The sequence below is a fragment of the Streptomyces sp. NPDC087845 genome, assembly GCF_044742755.1.
In the GTDB taxonomy this organism is placed as follows: Bacteria; Actinomycetota; Actinomycetes; order Streptomycetales; family Streptomycetaceae; genus Streptomyces.
Map to the genome: position 1 here is coordinate 500620 of NZ_JBIUVC010000002.1, position 21699 is coordinate 522318.

15 protein-coding genes and 3 pseudogenes are annotated in these 21699 nt (G+C 69.6%); 12 read left to right on the forward strand and 6 right to left on the reverse strand.

Translation table 11 applies throughout. From position 1 onward, the window contains the following. The first annotated feature begins 213 nt into the window (after positions 1-213). The 3 genes and pseudogenes from ACIOMQ_RS07890 to ACIOMQ_RS07900 all read left to right on the forward strand — a co-directional run bounded on the left by ACIOMQ_RS07890 (position 214) and on the right by ACIOMQ_RS07900 (position 2440). Positions 214-699 carry a transposase gene (locus ACIOMQ_RS07890; RefSeq protein ID WP_402188228.1) on the forward strand — a complete coding sequence of 162 codons (486 nt, stop codon included), beginning with the start codon at positions 214-216 and terminating at the stop codon, positions 697-699. Then, positions 635-781 (forward strand): annotated as a pseudogene (locus tag ACIOMQ_RS07895) (ankyrin repeat domain-containing protein); the annotation flags it as partial. The gene ACIOMQ_RS07890 and the pseudogene ACIOMQ_RS07895, both read left to right, overlap by 65 nt. 153 nt (positions 782-934) lie before the next feature. Beyond that, the gene (locus tag ACIOMQ_RS07900; protein ID WP_401261954.1) at positions 935-2440 is read left to right on the forward strand and encodes an FAD-dependent oxidoreductase; all 1506 of its coding nucleotides are present in this window, start codon (positions 935-937) and stop codon (positions 2438-2440) included. Between the two features lie 171 nt (positions 2441-2611). On the opposite strand, the pseudogene ACIOMQ_RS07905 reads toward ACIOMQ_RS07900, so the two are convergent. Beyond that, positions 2612-2788 (reverse strand): annotated as a pseudogene (locus ACIOMQ_RS07905) (IS5/IS1182 family transposase); the annotation flags it as partial. Between the two features lie 339 nt (positions 2789-3127). Here ACIOMQ_RS07905 and ACIOMQ_RS07910 point away from each other — a divergent pair. Together ACIOMQ_RS07910 and ACIOMQ_RS07915 are read left to right on the forward strand one after the other, a co-directional pair. Next, positions 3128-3307: pseudogene (locus ACIOMQ_RS07910) on the forward strand (phosphomethylpyrimidine synthase ThiC); the annotation flags it as partial. A 172-nt stretch (positions 3308-3479) separates the two neighbouring features. Continuing rightward, the gene (locus ACIOMQ_RS07915) at positions 3480-4067 is read left to right on the forward strand and encodes a GNAT family N-acetyltransferase (protein ID WP_401261951.1); all 588 of its coding nucleotides are present in this window, start codon (positions 3480-3482) and stop codon (positions 4065-4067) included. An 89-nt stretch (positions 4068-4156) separates the two neighbouring features. Here the strand turns inward: ACIOMQ_RS07915 and ACIOMQ_RS07920 are convergent, their stop codons facing one another. From ACIOMQ_RS07920 to ACIOMQ_RS07930, 3 genes are all read right to left on the reverse strand, one after another. Next, the gene (locus ACIOMQ_RS07920) at positions 4157-4981 is read right to left on the reverse strand and encodes a hypothetical protein (protein ID WP_362201693.1); all 825 of its coding nucleotides are present in this window, start codon (positions 4979-4981) and stop codon (positions 4157-4159) included. Between the two features lie 185 nt (positions 4982-5166). Then, complete coding sequence (locus ACIOMQ_RS07925) at positions 5167-6222, reverse strand: metallophosphoesterase (protein WP_401261949.1); 1056 nt, start codon at positions 6220-6222, stop codon at positions 5167-5169. 173 nt (positions 6223-6395) lie between these two features. Beyond that, the gene (locus ACIOMQ_RS07930; RefSeq protein ID WP_362201687.1) at positions 6396-7508 is read right to left on the reverse strand and encodes a LacI family DNA-binding transcriptional regulator; all 1113 of its coding nucleotides are present in this window, start codon (positions 7506-7508) and stop codon (positions 6396-6398) included. A gap of 403 nt (positions 7509-7911) precedes the next feature. Between ACIOMQ_RS07930 and hisC the strand changes: the two genes are divergently transcribed. The 5 genes from hisC to ACIOMQ_RS07955 all read left to right on the forward strand — a co-directional run bounded on the left by hisC (position 7912) and on the right by ACIOMQ_RS07955 (position 17228). Further along, entirely contained in the window at positions 7912-8991 is a 1080-nt protein-coding gene (gene hisC / locus ACIOMQ_RS07935) for a histidinol-phosphate transaminase (protein WP_402188230.1), read from the forward strand. A gap of 295 nt (positions 8992-9286) precedes the next feature. After that, on the forward strand, positions 9287-10798 hold the full coding sequence (locus ACIOMQ_RS07940) for a cytochrome ubiquinol oxidase subunit I (protein WP_362201681.1): 1512 nt from the start codon (positions 9287-9289) through the stop codon (positions 10796-10798). Positions 10799-10816: 18 nt separating this feature from the next. Beyond that, positions 10817-11818, forward strand: coding sequence for a cytochrome d ubiquinol oxidase subunit II (gene cydB / locus ACIOMQ_RS07945; RefSeq protein WP_362201678.1), 1002 nt, complete (start codon positions 10817-10819; stop codon positions 11816-11818). Between the two features lie 78 nt (positions 11819-11896). Beyond that, on the forward strand, positions 11897-15415 hold the full coding sequence (cydD, locus tag ACIOMQ_RS07950) for a thiol reductant ABC exporter subunit CydD (protein ID WP_402188232.1): 3519 nt from the start codon (positions 11897-11899) through the stop codon (positions 15413-15415). 106 nt (positions 15416-15521) lie between these two features. Beyond that, positions 15522-17228, forward strand: coding sequence for a GAF domain-containing sensor histidine kinase (locus ACIOMQ_RS07955; RefSeq protein ID WP_401939427.1), 1707 nt, complete (start codon positions 15522-15524; stop codon positions 17226-17228). A 157-nt stretch (positions 17229-17385) separates the two neighbouring features. Here ACIOMQ_RS07955 and ACIOMQ_RS07960 read toward each other — a convergent pair whose 3' ends face one another. Next, positions 17386-18252 carry a Cof-type HAD-IIB family hydrolase gene (locus ACIOMQ_RS07960; protein ID WP_401939429.1) on the reverse strand — a complete coding sequence of 289 codons (867 nt, stop codon included), beginning with the start codon at positions 18250-18252 and terminating at the stop codon, positions 17386-17388. A gap of 268 nt (positions 18253-18520) precedes the next feature. Then, positions 18521-19420 (reverse strand): LLM class flavin-dependent oxidoreductase, encoded by a 900-nt coding sequence (locus ACIOMQ_RS07965; RefSeq protein ID WP_362201665.1) that lies wholly within the window; start codon positions 19418-19420, stop codon positions 18521-18523. Between the two features lie 100 nt (positions 19421-19520). Between ACIOMQ_RS07965 and ACIOMQ_RS07970 the strand changes: the two genes are divergently transcribed. Beyond that, the gene (locus ACIOMQ_RS07970; protein WP_401939432.1) at positions 19521-19832 is read left to right on the forward strand and encodes a hypothetical protein; all 312 of its coding nucleotides are present in this window, start codon (positions 19521-19523) and stop codon (positions 19830-19832) included. Positions 19833-19884: 52 nt separating this feature from the next. Further along, positions 19885-21090, forward strand: coding sequence for a hypothetical protein (locus ACIOMQ_RS07975; protein ID WP_362201660.1), 1206 nt, complete (start codon positions 19885-19887; stop codon positions 21088-21090). The last annotated feature ends 609 nt before the right edge of the window (positions 21091-21699 follow it).

Here is a 21699-nt window from a genome sequence, read left to right on the forward strand (position 1 = left end):
TTCCCACGCGGGTGCCCGCAGACGGGTAAGCACGGCGTGGGCAGGTGCGGTGCCGAACCTGCTTCTGGCCAACCCGATGGGGAGGTCTCCCAACGTCAGCCGACGGTGTCAGGCAGTTCGGCGGAGGCGGTGTCGGCCACTAGGCCCGTACTTCGCAGGTCACCCATTCGGGTAGATCAACTGATCACGGCCGATCAGTCATCGATCAGTGCAGTGGTCCGCGTTACAGAACCCGCCGAAGCGCGAAGGGAGCCGCCCGGCGGCCTCGCCACCGAGCCCGACGATCACGGCCTCGGGCGCTCGTGCGGCGGTCTGACCGCCAAGCTGCACCTGGCCGTCGAGCAGGGGCAGAAGCCCATGTCCATCGTGGTCACCGCCGGGCAGCGCGGGGACTCACCGCAGTTCGAGGCCGTCCCAGGCCGCGTCAGGGTCCCCCGGTTGAGGCCGGGCCGACCGCGCACCAGGCCGCGGCGGGTGCGCGCCGACAGGGCATATGCCTCTCGCAAGAACCGCGCCTACCTGCGCAAACGCGGCATATGCTGCGCCATCCCGGACAAGGCCGACCAGGCCCGCAACCGAAAGAAACTCGGCTCCTGCGGCGGCCGTCCGCCGAGGTTCGACCCGGAGGATTACACTCCTCGCCCACGGCGCCGATCCCGATCTCCGCGAAGATCACGGCATGGGCCGTTCCCCGCTTGACTGGGCGACGACCGGGCCCTATCCCGAAACGATTGCCATGCTTCTCGCGGCAGGCGCCCGACCGCACGACCGAGCCACGTGAACCATCCGTAGTACCAGGTCTCGTGATCCACCTTCGGCACACACCCTAGGTGGCGGAGGCGATGGCAGCACTCACTGGCGGCCCGCCCGCGGCTGCACCGACGATCCGGATCTCGCCTTGCGGCGCCCCCGAGCAGGGCTGACACTCGGAAATGTGAACACGACGGACATGTCACCGAGTGTCTCTTCGAACTCACACGGGGCACCGGCCGCCGACGTTCTGGTGGTCGGGGCCGGTCCGACCGGCCTCCTGCTCGCGGGTGACCTCGCCAAGTCCGGGGCCAATGTCACACTGTTGGAGCGACGCGACCACGAATCCAATCTGAGCCGCGCCTTCAGCCTCCATGCGCGAACCCTGGAGCAGCTCGACGCCCGAGGCCTGGCCGACGGACTCCTCCGTATCGGCACACCAACCCGGGCGCTGCATCCGTTCGGCTGTCTCAGTATCGACTTCTCCAGGCTGCGAACGCGCTTCCCTTTCATCCTCACCATTCCTCAGTGGCAGGTCGAGCGGGCCCTGCTGCGCCGGACCGAGGAAGCGGGAGCCACCATCCTCCGTGGGGCTCGGGTCACCGGGCTACGGCAGGACCCGGACGGCGTTGACGTGGACGTGTGCCATCCGGACGGCACCACGGCCACGCTTTGGGCCCGTTACGTCGTCGGTACGGACGGGGCGCACAGCACCGTCCGGCAGAGCCTGGGTATGCCGTTCCCCGGCAAGTCGGCCATCCGCTCCGTGATGTTGACTGATGTACTGCTCAACCGCGCCCCTGACGACGTCTTCAAGTTCAGCTCGAATGAAGAAGGTTTCACGTTCTTCGCGCCGTTCGGGGACGGCTGGTACCGGATCGTCGCCTGGGACCGGCACGAACAGGTGCCTGACGATGCGCCGATCACCTTGGAGGACGTCCGGGACATCACCAAGCGTACGATCGGCAACGACCTCGGGATGCACGACCCGCGGTGGCTTTCCCGCTTCCGCAGCGACGAGCGGCAGGTACCCCACTACCGGCAGGGACGAGTGTTCCTCGCGGGCGATGCCGCACACATCCACTCGCCCGCCGGCGGTATGGGCATGAACACCGGGATCCAGGACGCCGCCAACCTCGGCTGGAAACTGGCAGCCGTCCTGCACGGCTGGGCTGGTGACGCACTGCTGGACAGCTACCACGCGGAACGTCACCCGGTGGGGCGCATGGTCCTGCGCGTCAGTCACGTACTCCTCACGGCCGTCACCACCGGGTCACCTCTGATCCGCGCGTTGCGGGCCGCACTGACGACCGCCGTGCACCAGTTGGTCGTGGTGGAGGCGCGCGCAGCACGCGGCATTTCCGGCATCGGGATCACCTACCGGGCACCCCGCGGCTCTCATCCGCTCGTCGGACGCCGGGTACCGGACCTCCGCCTGGCAGGAAAACCGGCCCGGCTCTATGAGGCACTGCGGGAGGGCAAGTTCGTGCTGGTAGGCCGCGATGTTGCTGCGGTTGCCACGCCGTGGACGGGGCGAGTGGTGACAGCCTCCCCGGCGACCAGCCTGCGCCCGACCCTCCTGGTCCGGCCCGACGGCTATGCCGCGTGGGCGGCCGAGGACCCCGACCCGGACGAGGTGCGCAAGGCTCTGACGCAGTGGCTGGGCTCGGTGGACCGCCAGGAAGCGTGAACGGGCTTCCCGGTCTCGTGGGCATTGCGCCGCAGGAGACCTCTTCCCTGGCGCTGCCAGGTGGTACGGACTCACGGCGACGAGGAATACGAACGACGACCACACCATCGGGAAAGATCACCCGTACAACACAGGTGAGGAGTGACCCTTTTTGCGGGCTCCGACTGCGTGGCGGGGTCGGCCCGCCCCCGGGCGAGGCACCCGGATGCGGCTGAGCACCGCCTCGAACTGCGGGGAGTCACCCCGCTGCCCGGCCGTGATCACGAGGGACATGGGCTTTTGCCCCTGTTCGACGGCCAGGTGCAGCCTGGTGGTCAGACCGCCGCGCGAGCGGCCGAGCCCGTGGTCGGCCGGCTCCGCCTGGACGCCGCCGGGCGGCTCCTTTTGCAGCTCCCCCTTTTTCACCACCGCCAGGAAGGTGCTCATCGCCTCCTCCGGGGTGGCATCCAATTCAGCCAAGATCTCTAAGCCGGACGATTCTCCTGACATCTCGACCGGGGTCCCGAGGATCAACCATTTCCCATCGCGGATCTTTTGCTCGACACTGGTGTTCACTTGATCCTTCCAGGTCCCTCCTGCGCATCGAACCTTTGCGTCTAAGGGAGTTGAGGCCATGTCGCATGGGGCGAGACCTGACGATTGCCCCGCGCTACGGCACCCCGCCGGCACGGAGGTTCCCGCGGGCGCGCTTCGAAAGCTACGACTGCGGGTTGCTGTTCGTGTGAGGTCAACTGCTCGATGAAGATTTCCCAGGACATCCGCCGTGAGCACGGCGGTTCGCCGGAGGAGATCGAGGCGGGCATGGCGGAGAAGTCCAAGGAGTTCGCGGCGGCCGGCAACCGGGTCTATCTGCCGATCGCGGACTGATCCCGTTCGATGGGGCCGGGTGGTGAAGGCGTGCGGCAGGTCTTCGCCACCCGGCCGCTGCCCTCCCGCGGGCGCACGGCAGGGATGGGGAGGGGCGGTGCCGGAGAGCCGGTGAACGGGGGCGGGGGAAAAGCAGGTGATCAGGGCGATCGTGTGTTCGTAGGATCCGCGCATGGGCGATATCGCGGCGGAGACGACCGAGGCAGACCGGCAGCCGTGCTGGAGGGGGCGGAACATCGCGTTCGTTCCTGTCGAAGTCGATGACGCCGAGTTGCTGCAGGAGTGGCGGTCCGACCCGGCAACCGCCCATGCGATGGGTATCTGGCCGCGTTCGCTCGCGTCGCTGCGGGAGCGCATCGAGCGCAATCACGACGACCAGGACCGTGACGACTTCATCGTCGTGCTGGCCGACGGCACACCTGCCGGCCACCTGGCCCTGACCGCACAGGACGTTGCCGACGGAACGGCCGACGTCGAACTGATGCTGGCCCCGCGGCACCGCGGTCACGGATACGGCACGGACGCGCTCGATGCCCTGACGGATCTGGCGTTCGGCGAGTTGCCCATGTACCGCCTCCAGGCGGTCACCCACACGGACAACGCGGCCGCGCTCGCCGTCCTCGCCAGGTCGGGGTTCGTGCGGGAGGGGATACAGCGATCAGCGTGTCTGCACCGGGGACGCCGCCATGACATCGCGGTGCTCTCCCTGCTCCGTCCCGAATGGGAGGCACTGGCGCGCCCGAAGGCCTGGGACCTCTGACCCGCGGCGGTCTTGGCACGTGGCCGGTACGCGGTGAAGGGCGCGGGGACCGGCCGGGCCGTACGGTTCTCCTGGGAGGCCGGGGCCGGTCAGTCCGTTTCGTGCTCCGGGCCGCCGAAGTCGGGGCTGGTGAAGTCCGGGCTGGTGAATGTCGGGCGGGGGCCCGCCGCCGGGCCTTCGTCGGGGCTGGTGAAGTCCGGCCGGCTGTAGCCGATCTTCGGGATGCGGTTCGCCGAGCGATGCGGTGTGCGTGCCGCGGGTCCGGCGTCCGGGTCGGCGAGCGCATCCCTGAGGAACGGAAGGATTCCGCGCTCCAGCAGGGCGTGGCGCCACGCCTCCCTGGCGCGCGCCACATCCTCCGGCAGCTCGTTCCCGAGATCCTCGGCGGGCGGCGGCGCCGATCCGTTGCGCAGCGCGGTGACGAGCAGCCCGACGGCGGCGGCCAGCATGGCAGCAGCCATGACCGCCGCGAAGAACCAGCCTGCGGCGACCATGGTGGAGGCGAAGGACGGCGGCGGGCTGAGTAGTTTCAGCAGATAGCCAGCCAGCAGGAATATGAACGCGGCGGTGCCGGCGAGCACCGGCGCCAGGACCGTGACGACGGCTCCTATGCCGGCGCCCGACTGGTTCTGACGGATCGCGCCGTACCCGGGACCCGTGTCCTCGTCCGCCTCTTCGGCCGGTCCGCGCAGCTCTTCGCGGGCCTGCACGTAGTGCTCGTACTCCGTGGCGGCCGTCGCGGTGATCATTGCCGTGGCGTCCAGCGCCATGGTGCGCAGCTGCACGGCGTTGAGCCGCTCGCCGACCGCGGCCAGATCTGGTCGTTCATGAGCATGGCGCAGTGCGTCGTCGAGGATCCGCTCGTACTCGGGGCGGTCCTCGGCCAGCAGGTGCGGAGCGCTGTTCATGTGCATCCCCCGATGCTCCGTCGGGCCTGAGTGCCCGTGAGGACCGGGCAGTTGGGCGGAAACGGAGGAGAGCCTGCTACTGACACGCCGATGGTAGAGCGCCCACGGCACGACGTGACAGGGGGTTTCCGTAAATAGGCCCGGTGGTCGGCGTGGTCAGGTCGTGGAGCGTCTTCCCGGATGGACGTCAGTCAATGCAGGGGCAGTTGGACGACCAGTAGCTTTCCGGCCATGGTCACTCCGCCGTCCATGGCGATGGCGAGTCCGTCCGCGTAGACGTGCGGACCTTCGACCACGGGTCCGGAACTGTCCTCCCCGTCCTCCGATCCGACCTCGCCGAGGAGGTACGGAATAGGGCTGTGACCATGGACGATGCGCTGTCCGCCGTAGGCCGACATCAGCTCCCGGACGGCCTGCGGCCCCGCCTCGTCGCGGAAGGCGAACCGCTTGGTGAGCTTCCGGAAGAGGTCCCAGCACTCATCGGCGTCGTTGCGCGTGAGAATGGCGTGCACGGTGTCGTTGACGTCCTCGATGGTGTTGCCGTAGTCGAGGTACGCCGTCGTGTCGGAGTGCATCAGCAGATGCCCGTCCTCCTCGACGATCGCGTCGAGCCGGGACATCCACTGGAGGTGGACGTCCTGGAGCCGTTCCATGTCGTTCTTCTGGCCGCCGTTGAGAAGCCAGGCGGCCTGGAAGGTGGCGGTGCCCGCACCGGAGTTCACCGGGGTGTCGCTGAACCGTTTGGCGCCGATGAGCAGCAGTTCGTGATTGCCCATCAGGGCCTTGCAGTAGCCCCCGGCGGCCGCGGCCTCGGCGGACAGGCGCATCACCAGGTCGATGACGCCGATGCCGTCCGGGCCCCGGTCGGTGAAGTCGCCCAGGAACCAGAGCCGGGCATTGCCCGCGGACCAGTTGCCCTCGGCGTCGATGAGGCCCTGCTCGGCGAGGGCGGCGTGGAGCTCGTCCAGATAGCCGTGGACGTCGCCGACGACGTACAGCGGTCCGAGCCCCGGCTCCGGGATGGGCCGCGGGTCGGGGACGGCCCGCACCTGGACGGTGTCACCGCGGTTGATCACCGGAAGGTCGCGCGCGGTGGGGGTGTACCCCTCCGGCGGCTCGTCCCCCGGAACGGCATTGCCCGGGTGCGGCGGTGGAGGCGGCACCGGGGTCTGCGCATAGGGCGGTACGCGGAAGTCACGCAACGTCGCAGTCCGCACCACGGGTTCCTGACCGGCCCCCTGTGTCATCGACCCCTCCACCACCGTCGCGCCGCCGTACACCTGACGGGCCCAGCTGGTCGGGGCGGTCCGCGGTGTCGTGCGCCCATCATAGGAATGCGGATCGTGCTGTGTGACGCACCAGGGGTGGTGAATCCGGGCGCACGTCGGGTTCACCGGTTGTTTGGTCCGAAATCGCCTGATCAATCCCCGGCGGGGGAGCGGGGCGGGCTGACCGTGGTGCGGGGCGGACGGCGTTGCGAGGACGTCCGGACGATGAGCTCCGTCGGTATGACCTGCTCCACCGGTCCGTCGTGATCCACGCCTTCGATGGCGTCGATCAGGAGCTGGACGACCGCCGTGCCGATTCTGCGCGGCTTGAGCGAGAGGGTCGTGATGGGGGGCTCGGTCGTCGCGTACACGGTGGACTCGCTGCAGCAGACCAGCAGCAGGTCCTCGGGGACGCGCAGACCGTACCGGCGGGCGGCTGCCAGGAGGTCGGTGCCGTTGGGGTCGAAGAGCCCGTAGACGGCGTCGGGCCGGTCCGGGCGGGCGAGCAGCCGGTCTGCGGCGACCGCGCCCGCGCACGGGTCGTGGGCGGGGTAGGACTCGTACACGGGGTCCTGGCCCACGCGCTCGCACCAATGCAGGTATGCGGTGGTGGACAGGCGGGTGTAGGTGTCGGTCGTGGTGCCGGTGAGCAGGCCGATGCGGCGGGCTCCGGCGGCGGCGAGATGGTCGAGGAGGTCGAGCACGGCCGCCCGGTGGTCGTTGTCGACCCAGGCGGTGACCGGGAGGGTTCCGGCCGGCCGCCCGTCCGAGACGACGGGCAGCCCCTGGCGTACGAGTTCCGTGACGACCGGGTCCTGGTCGGAGGGGTCGATCACGACGGTGCCGTCGAGAGCGACGTTCGACCAGACGTCGTGGCGTGAGGTGGCGGGCAGGATGACGAGGGCGTAGCCGCGGGCGAGCGCGGCGGAGGTGGCCGCTCTGGCCATCTCGGCGAAATAGGCGAACTCGGTGAAGGTGAAGGGTTCGTCCCCGTAGGTCGTCACCGTCAGGCCGATGAGGCCGGACTTGCCGGTACGGAGGGTTCGGGCCGCGGCGGAAGGGCGGTAGCCCAGGCGCTCTGCGACCTCGCGGACATGGCGGCGGGTGGCTTCCGGGAGCCTGCCCTTGCCGTTGAGCGCGTCGGAGACGGTCGTGATGGAGACCCCGGCGGCGGCGGCCACATCCCGGATTCCCGCTCGTCCTTGCCGGCCGCCGCGCCGGGGTGTCTCCGTCCGGCTCACCTGGTGCTTCCCTGCTGCTGTCATGGCGAGCCGATAGTAGGGCTCGGACGGGAGGTTGGCCTGGTCGCATATTCGCTCGTTGACAGGCACGTTTCTGCATGATCATTAAATGCCAAATGCCTTGAGAACGAAGGGCGTTGGCGGGGTTGACCGTAGTGTGTCATGTATCGGACCCGATGGGCCTACTAAATGGTCGATGTCTCGAAGAGGTCTCATCTCACCTCTTCGAGGGACGCGCGCCACGGAGTGAGCCACCGGCGCGCGTCGGGGTGGGAAGCGCTCCCCCATTCCCGGTCGTACCGGACGAGGAAGCGGCTCCGGTCCCGGCCGTACCGGGATGTCGGGGCGCTTCGGCCATTCGCAGCAGCGCCCAATCCTCATAAGGTGAGCAGTATTGATGTGTACAGACGGTCGAGGAGGACCTGCGGTGAGCGAGACGAGCCCCAAGCTGCGCGCCGAGCTGGACGGCGTCCCCGCCTATGTGCCGGGCAAGCCGGCTGCTGCCGGTGGACCGGTCGCGTTCAAGCTGTCCTCCAACGAGAACCCCTATCCGCCGCTGCCCGGGGTGATGGAGACCGCCCTCGCGGCGGCCGCGAACTTCAACCGCTACCCGGACATGGCCTGCACCGGTCTGATGAACGAGCTGGCCGACCGTTTCGGTGTGCCCGTCTCGCACCTCGCCACCGGAACCGGCTCGGTCGGAGTGGCGCAGCAGCTGCTCCAGGCCACCTCGGGCCCGGGTGACGAGGTCATCTACGCCTGGCGCTCCTTCGAGGCCTACCCGATCATCACGCAGGTCAGCGGTGCGACCTCGGTGAAGATCCCGTTGACCGACGGCGATGTGCACGACCTCGACGCGATGGCGGACGCGATCACGGACCGCACCCGGATGATCTTCGTCTGCAACCCGAACAACCCGACCGGCACCGTGGTGCGCCGGGCCGAGCTGGAACGGTTCCTGGATCGGGTGCCGGGCGATGTCCTGGTGGTGCTCGACGAGGCGTACCGGGAGTTCATCCGCGACGCCGAGGTTCCGGACGGCATCGAGATCTACCGGGACCGGCCCAATGTGGCGGTGCTGCGGACGTTCTCCAAGGCGTACGGCCTGGCCGGTCTGCGGGTCGGTTTCGCCGTGGCCCACGAGCCGGTGGCGGCCGCGCTGCGCAAGACGGCGGTGCCCTTCGGGGTCAGCCAGCTCGCGCAGGACGCGGCGGTCGCCTCGTTGCGCGCAGAGGATGAACTCCTGGGGCGGGTGGGCTCCTTGGTGTGCGAGCGCAACCGGGTGCAGCGGGCGCTGGCGGGCCAGGGGTGGACCGTTCCGGAGTCCCAGGCGAACTTCGTCTGGCTGCGGCTCGGGGACCGTACCGCCGACTTCGCCGCGGTGTGCGAGCGGGCCGGAGTGATGGTCAGGCCGTTCGCGGGCGAGGGTGTGCGGGTCTCGATCGGGGAGGACGAGGCGAACGACCTCTTCCTGAAGGCGGCGGAGTCCTTCCGCAAGGAGCTGTAGGACGCCTGCGCGCACCGGAGGGCCCAGGGCCCCGTACCTCGTTCGGCGAGGTGCGGGGCCCTTCGCGTTCGTGGGGGAAGGCGTCCGGACGGGAGTGTTCCGGGGTGTCTGCTTCGGGGGGATTGATCGGAACATCCCAAGAGGGGTACCCCGCCCGAACGTCCCGAAAGTCCGTACGTCATAATTGCTTGTGAATGTGAACGCGTTCACAAGCGTGTCCTGTTTCCTCCCCTGATTAGTCGGATTTAACGGGCAAACTGCCGGTGCGACTACGGCGACGTAAGGAGAAGACGACGTGGAGCTAGCTCTGGCGCCGGAAACCCTGGCGCGATGGCAGTTCGGTATCACCACCGTCTACCACTTCTTGTTCGTCCCCCTGACGATCTCTCTTGCCGCGCTCACCGCCGGCCTGCAGACCGCCTGGGTGCGGACGAACAACGAGAAGTACCTCAGAGCCACGAAATTCTGGGGCAAGCTCTTCCTGATCAACATCGCCATGGGCGTCGTCACCGGCATCGTCCAGGAGTTCCAGTTCGGTATGAACTGGTCCGACTACTCGCGGTTCGTCGGCGACATCTTCGGCGCCCCGCTCGCGTTCGAGGCTCTGATCGCCTTCTTCTTCGAGTCCACGTTCATCGGGCTGTGGATCTTCGGCTGGGACAAGCTGCCGAAGAAGATCCATCTCGCCTGCATCTGGATGGTCTCCATCGGGACCATCCTGTCCGCGTACTTCATCCTGGCGGCCAACTCCTGGATGCAGCACCCGGTCGGCTACCGGATCAACAAGGAACGCGGCCGGGCCGAGCTCACCGACTTCTGGCACGTGCTCACCCAGAACACCGCGCTCGCCCAGTTCTTCCACACGATCACTGCCGCCTTCCTGGTCGGAGGCGCGTTCATGGTCGGCATCGCGGCCTTCCATCTGGCGCGCAAGAAGCACATCCCGGTGATGCGGACCTCGCTGCGGCTCGGACTGGTCACCGTGGTGGTCGCCGGACTCCTCACCGCCGTCAGCGGCGACCAGCTCGGCAAGGTCATGTTCAAGCAGCAGCCGATGAAGATGGCCGCCGCCGAGGCGCTCTGGGAGGGGCAGGACTCGGCGCCCTTCTCGATCTTCGCGGTCGGTGACGTGGCCAAGGGCCACAACACCGTGGAGATCTCCGTCCCGGGGGTGCTGTCCTTCCTCGCGGACGACAGCTTCACCTCGTACGTCCCCGGCATCAACGACATCAACAAGGCCGAGCAGGAGAAGTTCGGCCCCGGCGACTACCGGCCCAACATCCCGGTCGCCTTCTGGAGCTTCCGCTGGATGATCGGCTTCGGGATGGCGTCCTTCGCTCTCGGCATCCTCGGACTGTGGCTGACGCGGCGGAAGTTCATGCTGCCGCCGGCGATGCGGACCGGTGAGGACGAAGTTCCCCATCTGGTCCTCTTCAAGAACAAGGCCCTCAGCCCGAAGCTCGCCAAGTGCTACTGGATCGTCGCGCTCTGGACGCTGCTCTTCCCGCTGATCGCCAACTCCTGGGGCTGGATCTTCACCGAGATGGGCCGCCAGCCCTGGGTCGTCTACGGCGTGCTCCAGACCCGCGACGCGGTCTCCCCCGGCGTCTCCCAGGGCGAGGTCCTCACCTCGATGATCGGCTTCACCCTGCTCTACGCCGTGCTGGCGGTGATCGAGGTCAAGCTGCTCGTGAAGTACATCAAGGCCGGACCGCCGGAGCTCACGGAGGCCGACCTCAACCCGCCCACCAGGATCGGCGGCGACGATCACGAAGACGCCGACCGGCCGATGGCCTTCTCCTACTGAGAGCAGAGGAGCTGAGAGATGGAACTCCACGACGTCTGGTTCGTGCTCATCGCCGTCCTCTGGACCGGCTACTTCTTCCTGGAGGGATTCGACTTCGGAATCGGTGTCCTCACCAAGCTGCTGGCCCGTGACCGCAAGGAGCGGCGGGTTCTGATCAATACGATCGGGCCCGTCTGGGACGGGAACGAGGTATGGCTGCTCAGCGCGGGCGGCGCGACCTTCGCCGCCTTCCCCGAGTGGTACGCCACCCTGTTCTCCGGCTTCTACCTGCCGCTGCTGATCATTCTGATCTGCCTGATCGTGCGGGGTGTCGCCTTCGAGTACCGCTCGAAGCGGCCCGAGGAGAAGTGGCAGACCAACTGGGAGCACGCGATCTTCTGGACCTCGCTGATCCCGGCGCTGCTCTGGGGCGTGGCCTTCGGGAACATCGTGCGCGGGGTCAAGATCGACGCCGACATGGAGTACGTGGGCAACTTCTGGGACCTGCTCAACCCGTACGCCATCCTCGGCGGACTGGTCACGCTCACCCTCTTCACCTTCCACGGTGCCGTGTTCGCGGGGCTCAAGACCGTCGGCGACATCCGGGAGCGGGCGCGCAGGCTGGCGCTGAAGCTGGGGCCGGTCACCGCCGTACTCGCGCTCGGCTTCCTGATCTGGACCCAGATCGACAACGGCGACGGCTGGAGCCTGCTGGCGATGATCATCGCCGCGGTGGCGCTGGTCGGTGCGATCGGTGCGATCGCGGCAGGACGCGAGGGCTGGTCGTTCGCGCTCTCCGGCGTGACCATCGCGGCCGCGGTCGCCATGCTCTTCCTGGCGCTCTTCCCGAACGTCATGCCGTCCTCGCTGAACGACGCCTGGAGCCTCACGGTCACCAACGCCTCGTCCACCCCGTACACGCTGAAGATCATGACCTGGTGTGCGGGCATCGCCACCCCCGTCGTCCTGCTCTACCAGGGCTGGACGTACTGGGTGTTCCGCAAGCGCATCGGCACGCAGCACATCGCCGAAGCGCACTGAACCCATCCGGGCCCGTCCGGCACTGATCCGCCGGACGGGCCCCGGCCCACCGACCGAGTTCATCAGGGGCTGTTTCACGTGAAACCGATCGACCCGCGCCTGCTCCGCTACGCCCGCGCCACCCGCCTCTTCCTGGCGGCCGTGGTGGCGCTCGGAGTCGTCGGCGCGGCGCTGGTCATCGCCCAGGCCATGCTCATCGCCGAAGTGGTGGTGGGCGGGTTCGAGAACGGGTCGACCGCCTCCGGGCTGCGGACCCCGCTGATCCTGCTCGCGGCGGTGGCGCTCGGCCGGGCGCTGGTCTCCTGGCTGACCGAACTGGCCGCGTACCGGGCCAGCGCGGCGGTCAAGTCCGAACTCCGCGGCCGACTGCTGGAGCGGGCGGCGGAGCTCGGGCCCGGCGGGCTGGGCGGCCGGCACACGGGCTCCCTGGTGACGCTCGCCACCCGGGGTGTCGACGCGCTCGACGACTACTTCGCGCGCTACCTGCCGCAGCTCGGACTCGCGGTGGTCGTGCCGGTGGCCGTCCTGGCCAGGATCGTCACCGAGGACTGGGTCTCGGCGGCGATCATCGTGGTCACGCTGCCGCTCATCCCGCTCTTCATGATCCTGATCGGCTGGGCCACCCAGTCGCGGATGGACCGCCAGTGGCGGCTGCTGTCCCGGCTCTCCGGGCACTTCCTCGACGTGGTCGCCGGACTGCCGACGCTGAAGGTCTTCGGCCGTGCCAAGGCGCAGGCCGAATCCATCCGCACCATCACCTCGCAGTACCGGCGGGCCACGCTGCGGACCCTGCGGATCGCGTTCCTGTCGTCCTTCGCCCTGGAGCTGCTGGCGACCCTGTCGGTGGCCCTCGTCGCCGTCACCATCGGCATGAGGCTCGTGCACGGCGAACTCGACCTCTACACCGGCCTGGTGGTGCTGATCCTGGCCCCGGAGGCTTATCTGCCGCTCCGCCAGGTCGGAGCGCAGTACCACGCGGCCGCCGAGGGACTCTCGGCCGCGGAGGAGATCTTCTCGGTCCTGGAGACCGAGCCCCGGCGGGGCGGCACGGCGGACGTCCCGGAGTCGCTGCGACTGGAGCTGGAGGGCGTGACCGTACGGCACGAGGGCCGCAGTGAGCCTTCGCTGGACGCGGCCTCGCTGGTGGTGGACGAGGGAGAGACCGTTGCCCTGGTCGGCCCGAGCGGCGTCGGGAAGTCCACTCTTCTCGATGTGGTGCTGGGCTTCACGGCACCCGACGAGGGGCGGGTGCGGGTCGGCGGCGTCGATCTGGCGACCCTGGCGCCGGAGCGCTGGAGGGAACGGATCGCCTGGGTGCCGCAGCGCCCGTATCTCTTCGCGGGCACGATCGAGGAGAACGTACGGCTGGCCAGGCCGGACGCGGACGACGGCGCGGTGGCGGCGGCGCTGCGGGACGCGGGGGCCCACGACTTCGTGGCGGAACTGCCGGACGGCGTGCGGACGCTCCTCGGCGAGGACGGTGCGGGCCTCTCCGCCGGTCAGCGCCAGCGGCTCGCACTCGCACGCGCCTTCCTCGCCGACCGTCCGGTGCTGCTGCTCGACGAGCCGACCGCGAGCCTGGACGGCGAGACGGAAGCGGGGATCGTCGAGGCGGTACGCAGGCTCGCGGCCGGGCGGACCGTGCTGCTGGTCGTGCACCGCCCGGCGCTGCTCCCGGTGGCCGACCGGGTCGTGCGACTGGAACCGGGAGCGGCACTCCGGCCGCAGAGGCCCGAGACGTCCGTCGCGGTGCCGCGGCCGACGGGCGCTCCCGCCGGCGGAAACGAAGCGGCGCCGGAGCGCGAGGTGCTGCGGGACACCGCGGCCCGTTCCGGGCGGGTCCTCGCCCGGGTCAGGGAGGCCGCGGGGGCGCAGCGCGGACAGCTGGCACTCGCGCTGCTGCTGGGAAGTCTCGCCCTGGGCTCGGCCGTCGGCCTCATGGCCGTCTCCGGCTGGCTGATCTCCCGCGCCTCCGAGCAGCCTCCGGTGCTCTATCTGATGGTTGCCGTGACCGCGACCCGCGCCTTCGGCCTCGGACGGGCCGTCTTCCGCTACGCCGAGCGCCTGGTGTCGCACGACGCGGTACTCAAGATGCTCGCCGAGCTGCGCGTCGCGGTCTACCGGGGGCTGGAGCGCATCGCGCCGGCCGGGCTGCGCCGGACCCGGCGCGGAGACCTGCTCTCCCGGCTGGTCGCCGATGTCGACGCCCTCCAGGACTACTGGCTGCGCTGGCTGCTGCCTGCCGGTACCGCCGTTGTCGTGGGAGCGGCGACCGCCGGATTCGTCGGCTGGCTGCTGCCGGCGGCGGGCGTCGTGCTGGCCGCCGGACTGCTGCTGGCCGGAGCGGGAGTGCCGCTGATCAGCGGCGCCTGCTCCCGCCACGCGGAACGCCGGCTGGCCCCCGCACGTGCCGATCTCGCCACCCGGATCACCGATCTGCTCGGCGGGACCGCCGAACTGACCGTCGCGGGGGCGCTGCCCGCCCGCACGGCGCGGACCCGGGAGGCCGACGGCGTACTGACCCGCATCGCCGCCCGCGCGGCGACCGCCACGGCGCTCGGCGGCGGCCTCATCGCCCTGATCGGCGGCCTCACCGTCGTCGTCACCGCACTCGTCGCCCTCCCCGCCGTCCGCGACGGGCGGCTCGCGGGTGTGGAGCTCGCGGTGGTGGTGCTCACGCCGCTGGCCGCCTTCGAGGCCGTGACCGGTCTGCCGCTCGCCGTGCAGTACCGGCAGCGGGTCAGGCGCAGTGCGGAGCGGGTGTACGAGGTGCTGGACGCCCCGCTGCCCGTGTGCGAACCGGACAGCCCGGCCGAGACGCCCGGGTCGCCCTTCCCACTGGAGGTACAGGGGCTGTCCGCCCGGTACGCGGGAGCGGAACGGGACGCCCTGGACTCCGTCGACCTCCGCCTGACAGCCGGTCGGCGGATCGCCGTGGTCGGGCCCTCCGGCTCCGGAAAGACGACTCTCGCGCAGGTCCTGCTCCGCTTCCTGGAAGCACGGGAGGGGACGTACCGGATCGGTGGTGTCGAAGCCTCCGCCCTGGAGGGGGACGCGGTCCGGCGGTTCGTCGGGCTGTGCGCCCAGGATGCCCACATCTTCGACAGTTCCATCCGTGAGAACCTGCGGCTGGCCCGTACCGGCGCGACGGACGAGGAACTGCGGGCCGCTCTCGGCCGGGCACGGCTGCTCGACTGGGCCGAGGCGCTGCCCGAGGGGCTCGACACCCTGGTCGGCGAACACGGCGCACGCCTCTCCGGCGGCCAGCGCCAGCGCCTCGCACTGGCCAGGGCGATCCTCGCCGACTTCCCCGTACTCGTCCTGGACGAGCCCGCGGAGCACCTCGACCTGGCGACCGCGGACGCCCTGACCGCGGACCTTCTGGCCGCCACCCGAGGGCGCACGACGGTGCTGATCACCCACCGCCTGCAAGGGCTCGAAGCCGTCGACGAGGTGATGGTGCTGGACGCCGGCCGGGTCGTGCAGCGGGGCTCGTACGCCGGTCTCGCCGCAGAGGACGGCCCGCTGCGCCGGATGCTGGAACGCGAGCGGGAGACCGAAGGGGTGCTTGAGGAGGCGGCGGGCGTGCGGGTGTGAGCGGGAGGCCGAAGGGGTTCCCGGGGCAGCCGTCGGCGTACGGGTGTGAGCGAGGCGGCACGATAGCCGACTTTCCTCCCCTATAGGGACTAACTAGTCTCGGGGTATGCCAGAGCAGGACCCCAAGGACTCACTCGAAGCCGCGACCCGGGCGACCCGCAGCCTGCAGGGCCTGTCCACCGAACTCACCGCCCGCGTACCACAACTGCTGGAAGCCATGCGCTCCGTCGGCACGGGCCTCGAACTGCACTCCACCCTCGACCGGATCTGCGAGACGGCAGCCGAACTCGCCCACTCCCGCTACGCCGCCATCGGCGTCGTCGACGAGGAGGGCGAGGGGCTCTCCGATTTCGTCACCTACGGAGTGCCGGACGAGGTGGCGCACGAGATCGGCCGCCGCCCCGACGGCCACCGGGGACTGCTCGGCGCACTGATCCACGACCCTGCCCCGGTGAGGCTCGCCGATCTGACGGCCGATCCCAGATTCGCCGGATTCCCGCCCGGCCATCCCCCGATGCACACCTTCCTCGGTGTCCCGATCCGCGTCCAGGGGGAGATCTTCGGAAATCTCTATCTGGCGGAGAAGGACGACGGCGGCGAGTTCAACGACTACGACCTGCACATGCTGCGGGTGCTCGCCACGGAGGCCGGGATCGCCATCGGCAACGCCCGGCTGTACGAGGCGGCACGCCAGCGCGAGCGGTGGATCGACGGATCGGTGGCGGTGACCACCGCCCTGCTCTCCGGCGGTGACGCCGATGACGCGCTCGCTGTCGTCGCCGAGCAGGCCCGCCATCTCGCCGCGTCCGCCGCCGGGATCGTGCTGCTGCCGGCCGAGGAGGGCGGCTTGGAGATCGTCGCCGTCTCCGCGGACGACTCCTGTGTGCCGCTGGGGGTGATCATCGGGCCGGAGAGCCCGGTGGCGGCGAAGCTGCTGAGCGGCGAGGCGGTCTTCATCGACGACTCGGCCACCGATCCCCGCATGGTCACCAAGCTGGCCCACCACTTCGGCCCCAGCATGCTGCTGCCCCTGCACAGCGGCGGACGGGTGCTGGGCGCGCTCGCCACCCCCCGCGCCCGGGGCGACCGGCCGTTCACGGAGACGGAACGGACCCTTGCCACCCAGTTCGCCTCACAGGCCGCACTCGCGCTGATGATGGCCGAGGCACAGCGGGACCGGGAGCGGCTCGCGGTGTACGAGGACCGTGACCGGATCGCCCGTGATCTGCACGACCTGGTCATCCAGCGGCTGTTCGCCACCGGAATGATGCTGGAGAGCGCCCAGCGCCGGTCGGTCGTGCCCGAGGTGCAGACAGGTGTCGGCCGGGCGGTCGACGAACTGGACGTGACCATCCAGGAGATCCGCACCGCGATCTTCGCGCTCCAGCAGGAGCCGGCCGAGGCGCCGTCCGGGCTGCGCACCCGCGTGCTGCGCGAGATCAACATGGCGGCGGTCCCGCTGGGCTTCAAGCCCTCGCACCGCTTCCTCGGCCCGGTCGACTCGCTGGTCGGTGAACTGACCGGAAAGAATCTGATCGCGGCGCTGCGGGAAGCACTCTCCAACGCCTTCCGGCATGCCGATGCCTCGGCGATCGACGTGGTCGTCGACGCGACCGTCGCGCTGCCCGACGGGAGGGACGCGGTGAGGCTGTCGGTCGCCGACGACGGGGTGGGCATCCCGGTGGGCGGCCGGCGCAGCGGGCTGCGGAACCTGGCGCGCCGAGCGGAATCGCTCGGCGGTGCGAGCTGGTTCGGGCCCGGCATCGGGGATGACGGGGGCGGCACGACGGTGGTGTGGGAAGCGCCGATCTGAGGCGGCCGGGAATTCAGGGCCCGGGAATTCGGGCCCGGCAATTCAGGGGCCCGATCCCTCAGTGGTCCGGCGGTCCGGCGGTCCGGTGGCCCGGTGGCCCGGCCTCCGGCGGAGGGGCCGGAGGGGCCGGGCCTCGGCGGTGGCCTCAGTGGTGGGATCAGTGCTGAGCGCCGGGCATCCGGCGCTCGGCGAGGATCCGTTCGATGACGACGGCGACCCCGTCGTCGCCGTTGGTGGCGGTCCGGCCGGACGCGGCGGCGAGGGCGGCCGGGTGGGCGTTGCCCATCGCGTACGACGTGCCTGCCCAGCTGAGCATCTCCACGTCGTTGGGCATGTCGCCGAAGGCGACGACCTCGGCGGGCGAGATGCCGCGCTCGGCGCAGCAGAGTGCCAGGGTGCTGGCCTTGGAGACCCCCGGGCCACTGATTTCGAGCAGGGCTGTGGGGCTGGACCGGGTGAAGGAGGCCCGGTCGCCGGCTGCCGCACGGGCCAGGGCGAGGAAGTCGTCCGGAGTCAGTTCGGCGTGGTGGGCGAGGAGCTTCAGTACGGGGGCGCCGGTGCCCGGCGCCTCCTCGTGGAGCAGCTTCTCGGCAACGGCGACGGTGGCACCCGGGTCCAGGTGGAGGGGCGGGTAGGCCGGTTCGTAGTGGATGCCCGTGGCCAGCTCGACGGCGAAGGAGGTGCCGGGGGCGGCGGCGCGCAGGGTGTGCACGACGTCGAGGGCGATGTCGCGCTCCAGCGGGCGGACCTTGACCAGCTTGCCGTCCGCGTGGAGATCGGCGACCGCGGCGCCGTTCGCGCAGATCGCCAGGCCGTGGCCGTGGACATGGTCGCTGACGACATCCATCCAGCGGGCCGGGCGTCCGGTGACGAAGAAGACCTCGATCCCGGCCTCCTCGGCCGCGGCGAGCGCGGCGACCGTACGGTCCGAGACGGTCTTGTCGTCGCGCAGAAGGGTGCCGTCCAGGTCGGTGGCGATCAGCCGGGGAACGGCAGGCGAAGGCGAGTCGGTAGCTGAGGTCACACGCCTATTCTCACGTACGACGGTGCACGGTCGTGCGGAGGGGCGCACATATGAGGCTGCGCGCCGCTGACCGGGGAACATGCCTGGCGCATATGCCAACGGGCCCGAGTGGTCGCCCCGGCCCGTTGGGCGCTTGTACAGGAGCCGGGCCGGGGCCGGGACCGGACCCAGCCGGTTTCGAGCCGGTTTTGAGCCGGTTTTGAGCTGGGGTCCAGCCCAGCCCGGTCCGGTCCAGCCCGGCCCGCGCCGGCCCGAGCCGGGCGCCCGGTCAGCGGCCGAGCTGGGCCAGGCCCTCGGTGGCGATGCGTTCGAAGATCTTCTCGTCCGCGGCGAAGTCGGAGTCGGGGATCGGCCAGTGAATGACGATCTCCGTGAAGCCCAGCTCGAAGTGGGTGCCGGCGAAATCCACGAAGGCGTCGAAGGACTGCAGCGGGCGGTCCGGCGTGAAGCCGGTGAGAAGGACCTTGTCCAGCTCGGTGACGTCCCTGCCGAGGGACTCGCAGGCCGTGCCCAGCTTGGTGAGCTGCCCGCGGATGGCCTCCACGGACTGCTCCGGGGTTCCCGCTTCGTACAGCTTCGGGTCGCCCGTGGTGACCCAGGCCTGGCCGTACCGCGCGGCGAGCTTCATTCCGCGCGGCCCGGTGGCGGCCACCGCGAAGGGCAGCCGGGGCCGCTGCACACAGCCGGGGATGTTCCGGGCCTCGTTCGCCGCGTAGAAACGGCCTTCGTACGTCACCGAGGGCTCGCGCAGCAGCTGGTCGAGCAGCGGTACGAACTCGTCGAAGTGATCGGCTCGTTCGCGCGGCGTCCACGCCTCCTCGTCGCTCCGGCGCAGCGTCGTGGCGTCGAATCCATTGCCGCCGGCGCCGATGCCCAGGGTGACGCGGCCGTGGGAGACGTCGTCCAGCGTGATGAGGTCCTTGGCCAGCGTGACGGGGTGCCGGAAATTCGGGGAGGTGACGAGGGTGCCCAGGCGCAGCCGCTGGGTGGCGGCGGCAGCGGCGGTGAGGGTCGGTACCGCGCCGAACCATGGCCCGTCGCGGAAGGTCCGCCAGGAGAGGTGGTCGTACGTGTACGCGGTATGGAACCCGAGGTGTTCGGCCCGCTGCCAGATCTTCTGTCCTTCGGCCCACCGGTGGATGGGGAGGATCACCGTGCTCAGACGCATGCCCCCGACGATACGCGTGCTTCCTGCTGCCACGGATATGCCGACGGAGCAGATCCGGGAAGCCACGCCGACGTCGCGATGGGGTCGCTACCGTGGCGTCATGGGCACACTGGGTAGGACCGAACTCGAGGCCATGATCGAAGAGGCGACTGTCGACGCCTACAACGAGGACGAGCAGCTGACCGGTCTGTTCACCATGCTTGAGGAGTGCCTCGACCTGCCCTTCACCACCGCGGTTCTCGGCGTCGAGGCAACTGTGCACGGCGTCGACCTCACGTCCGACGGCAGGATCGTCGCCCTGTGCTCTCGTGGCCGTGTCCGGCAGTCGATCGGCATCCTGGAGCTGCCGTTGCCCAGCCCGGCGCCCGAGGGGGCGGACTGGATCGAGGCGTACCGCCACTGGGCCGGTTGAGGCCGGGCACCTCTCACTTCACGCGGAAATGGTTCGTACGAAAGGGCTGAACGTGGCTGAGGCCGCACAAGGCGCGTATCACGGTGCCGGTGAACCGTCGCTGGCCGATCTCATCGAGCACAGCGCCGAGTTGAAAGGGAAACTGGTCACCTTCGCTCAGAGCGCCTGCTTCGACCGGTGGTTGACGCCCCTCCTGCTGGATGCCGCTGGGCCCGCAAGGCAGCTGGACGAAGGTGAGGCGATCCGGATCACCGACCACTTCATCCTGCGGTATCGCCTGCCGGACGGTTCGACCGTGGTGGACCGGTTCGTCGCCGGACGGAAGGACTTGACCGCGGCCGACCGGGAGATGCTGCTCGGCTGGCGTGACCCGGTCGAGGGCATCTTCGAGATCCAGCGCAAGGACGGGGATGCCGTCGTCCTGCTGAACCTTGTCGACGACCTGGAGTACCGCACGTACTCGAATGTCGGGCCGGCGGCGTTCCGCGGAGTGTCCAAGGGGGGATTCCTCCACACCTGCCTGGTACCCGTCCACCCGGGCGACGGGGCGTGGCTGGTGTCCGGGGCGATGTCGTACTACCCCAGGTCCAGTGCCACCGACATCGCACAGGCGGCGCTCGAACTGGCCACCAGCCAACCCGAGCTGGTCTTCCGCAACCCCGAAAAGATCGAGCAGGGGTGGCAGCGGATGCGGGAGGACCGGGCCGCGTTCGTAGAGTTCTGCGGCAGCGACGAGCTGGTCCTTTCGCCTGCCGAAGCCGAGGACCTCCTCAACGCCTACTACCGCCACCGTCAGGAGGCTGCCGTCGCCGCACAGCCCGGCCGTGCCCGGCGCAGTCGGCTCCCTTGCCTGGACCTGCCCTTCTTCGAACTTCCGCCGGAACTGGCGGACTCGGACACCATCGGTGTCATCTACGACCGGATCGACGGGCTCAACTTCTACGCCGACTACGGGATGCTGCGGGACCTCTTCGCGGATCCCGCCCTCACGGGCCGCAGGCGACACCAGGATCTGCTGCGCACGTACCTGCGTGAGGAGTCGATCGCGCCATTGCCGATCCGCCGTCTGGCCGCCGTTCACCCGAAGACCGCTGACGAGGTGTTCCGGAAGCTCCTGCGGAAACCCGGCTTCACCTGGAGCGAGCATGGTGAGACGCTGCTGCGCCGACGCAAGCCCTGGTACTACGAGAACGAGCCCCGTCCGGGCGTTTCCGTCATCGGCGACCGCCTCAGCAGGCTCGCCGCCGGCAGCCGGTAGTCACCGTGAAGCGCCCGCGAGGCCCTCTCAAAGCTCTCCCGTCGGCACCGTGGCACGACCGTATGGCTGGACGTCGCCCGCAGATTGGACCTGCTCGTATTCGGCGGGGCCCGGGCGGGACTGCGCGTCGCCGCACGGGAAGGACGTGAAGGGGCGGCCCAATCCGGGATCCGGCACTCCGACGAGTGGCTGACAGGTGCCGGCAGATGTCCGAGGGACATCCTGGACGATGCCGCCCAGCACGGTGGGCCGAGGACGCGTACGCGGACTTCATGCGGGACTCGCGGGACATCGACGCCATCAGCAACCACACGCAGGGGCTGGCTCGCGACAACGGAGCGACGGGATTCTCCTCGGAGGAGACCACGGCGATCAAGAAGCATGTCTTCGACACGGAACACCCCATCGAGGACTACGAAACAGGGAAGGTCGTCGTGCGCAAGTCCGACGCCGATGCGGAGATCGCAGATGCGTGGATTCGCTTGAGATCCGGGAACTCTCTGCCCGAGGGCAGACTCCTGCTGGAGCACGAGCTGGCCGAGCTCACCTACCTCCGGGAGAACCCCGGAGCGACCTACCAGGAAGCGCATCGGGTCGCCAACGAAACGT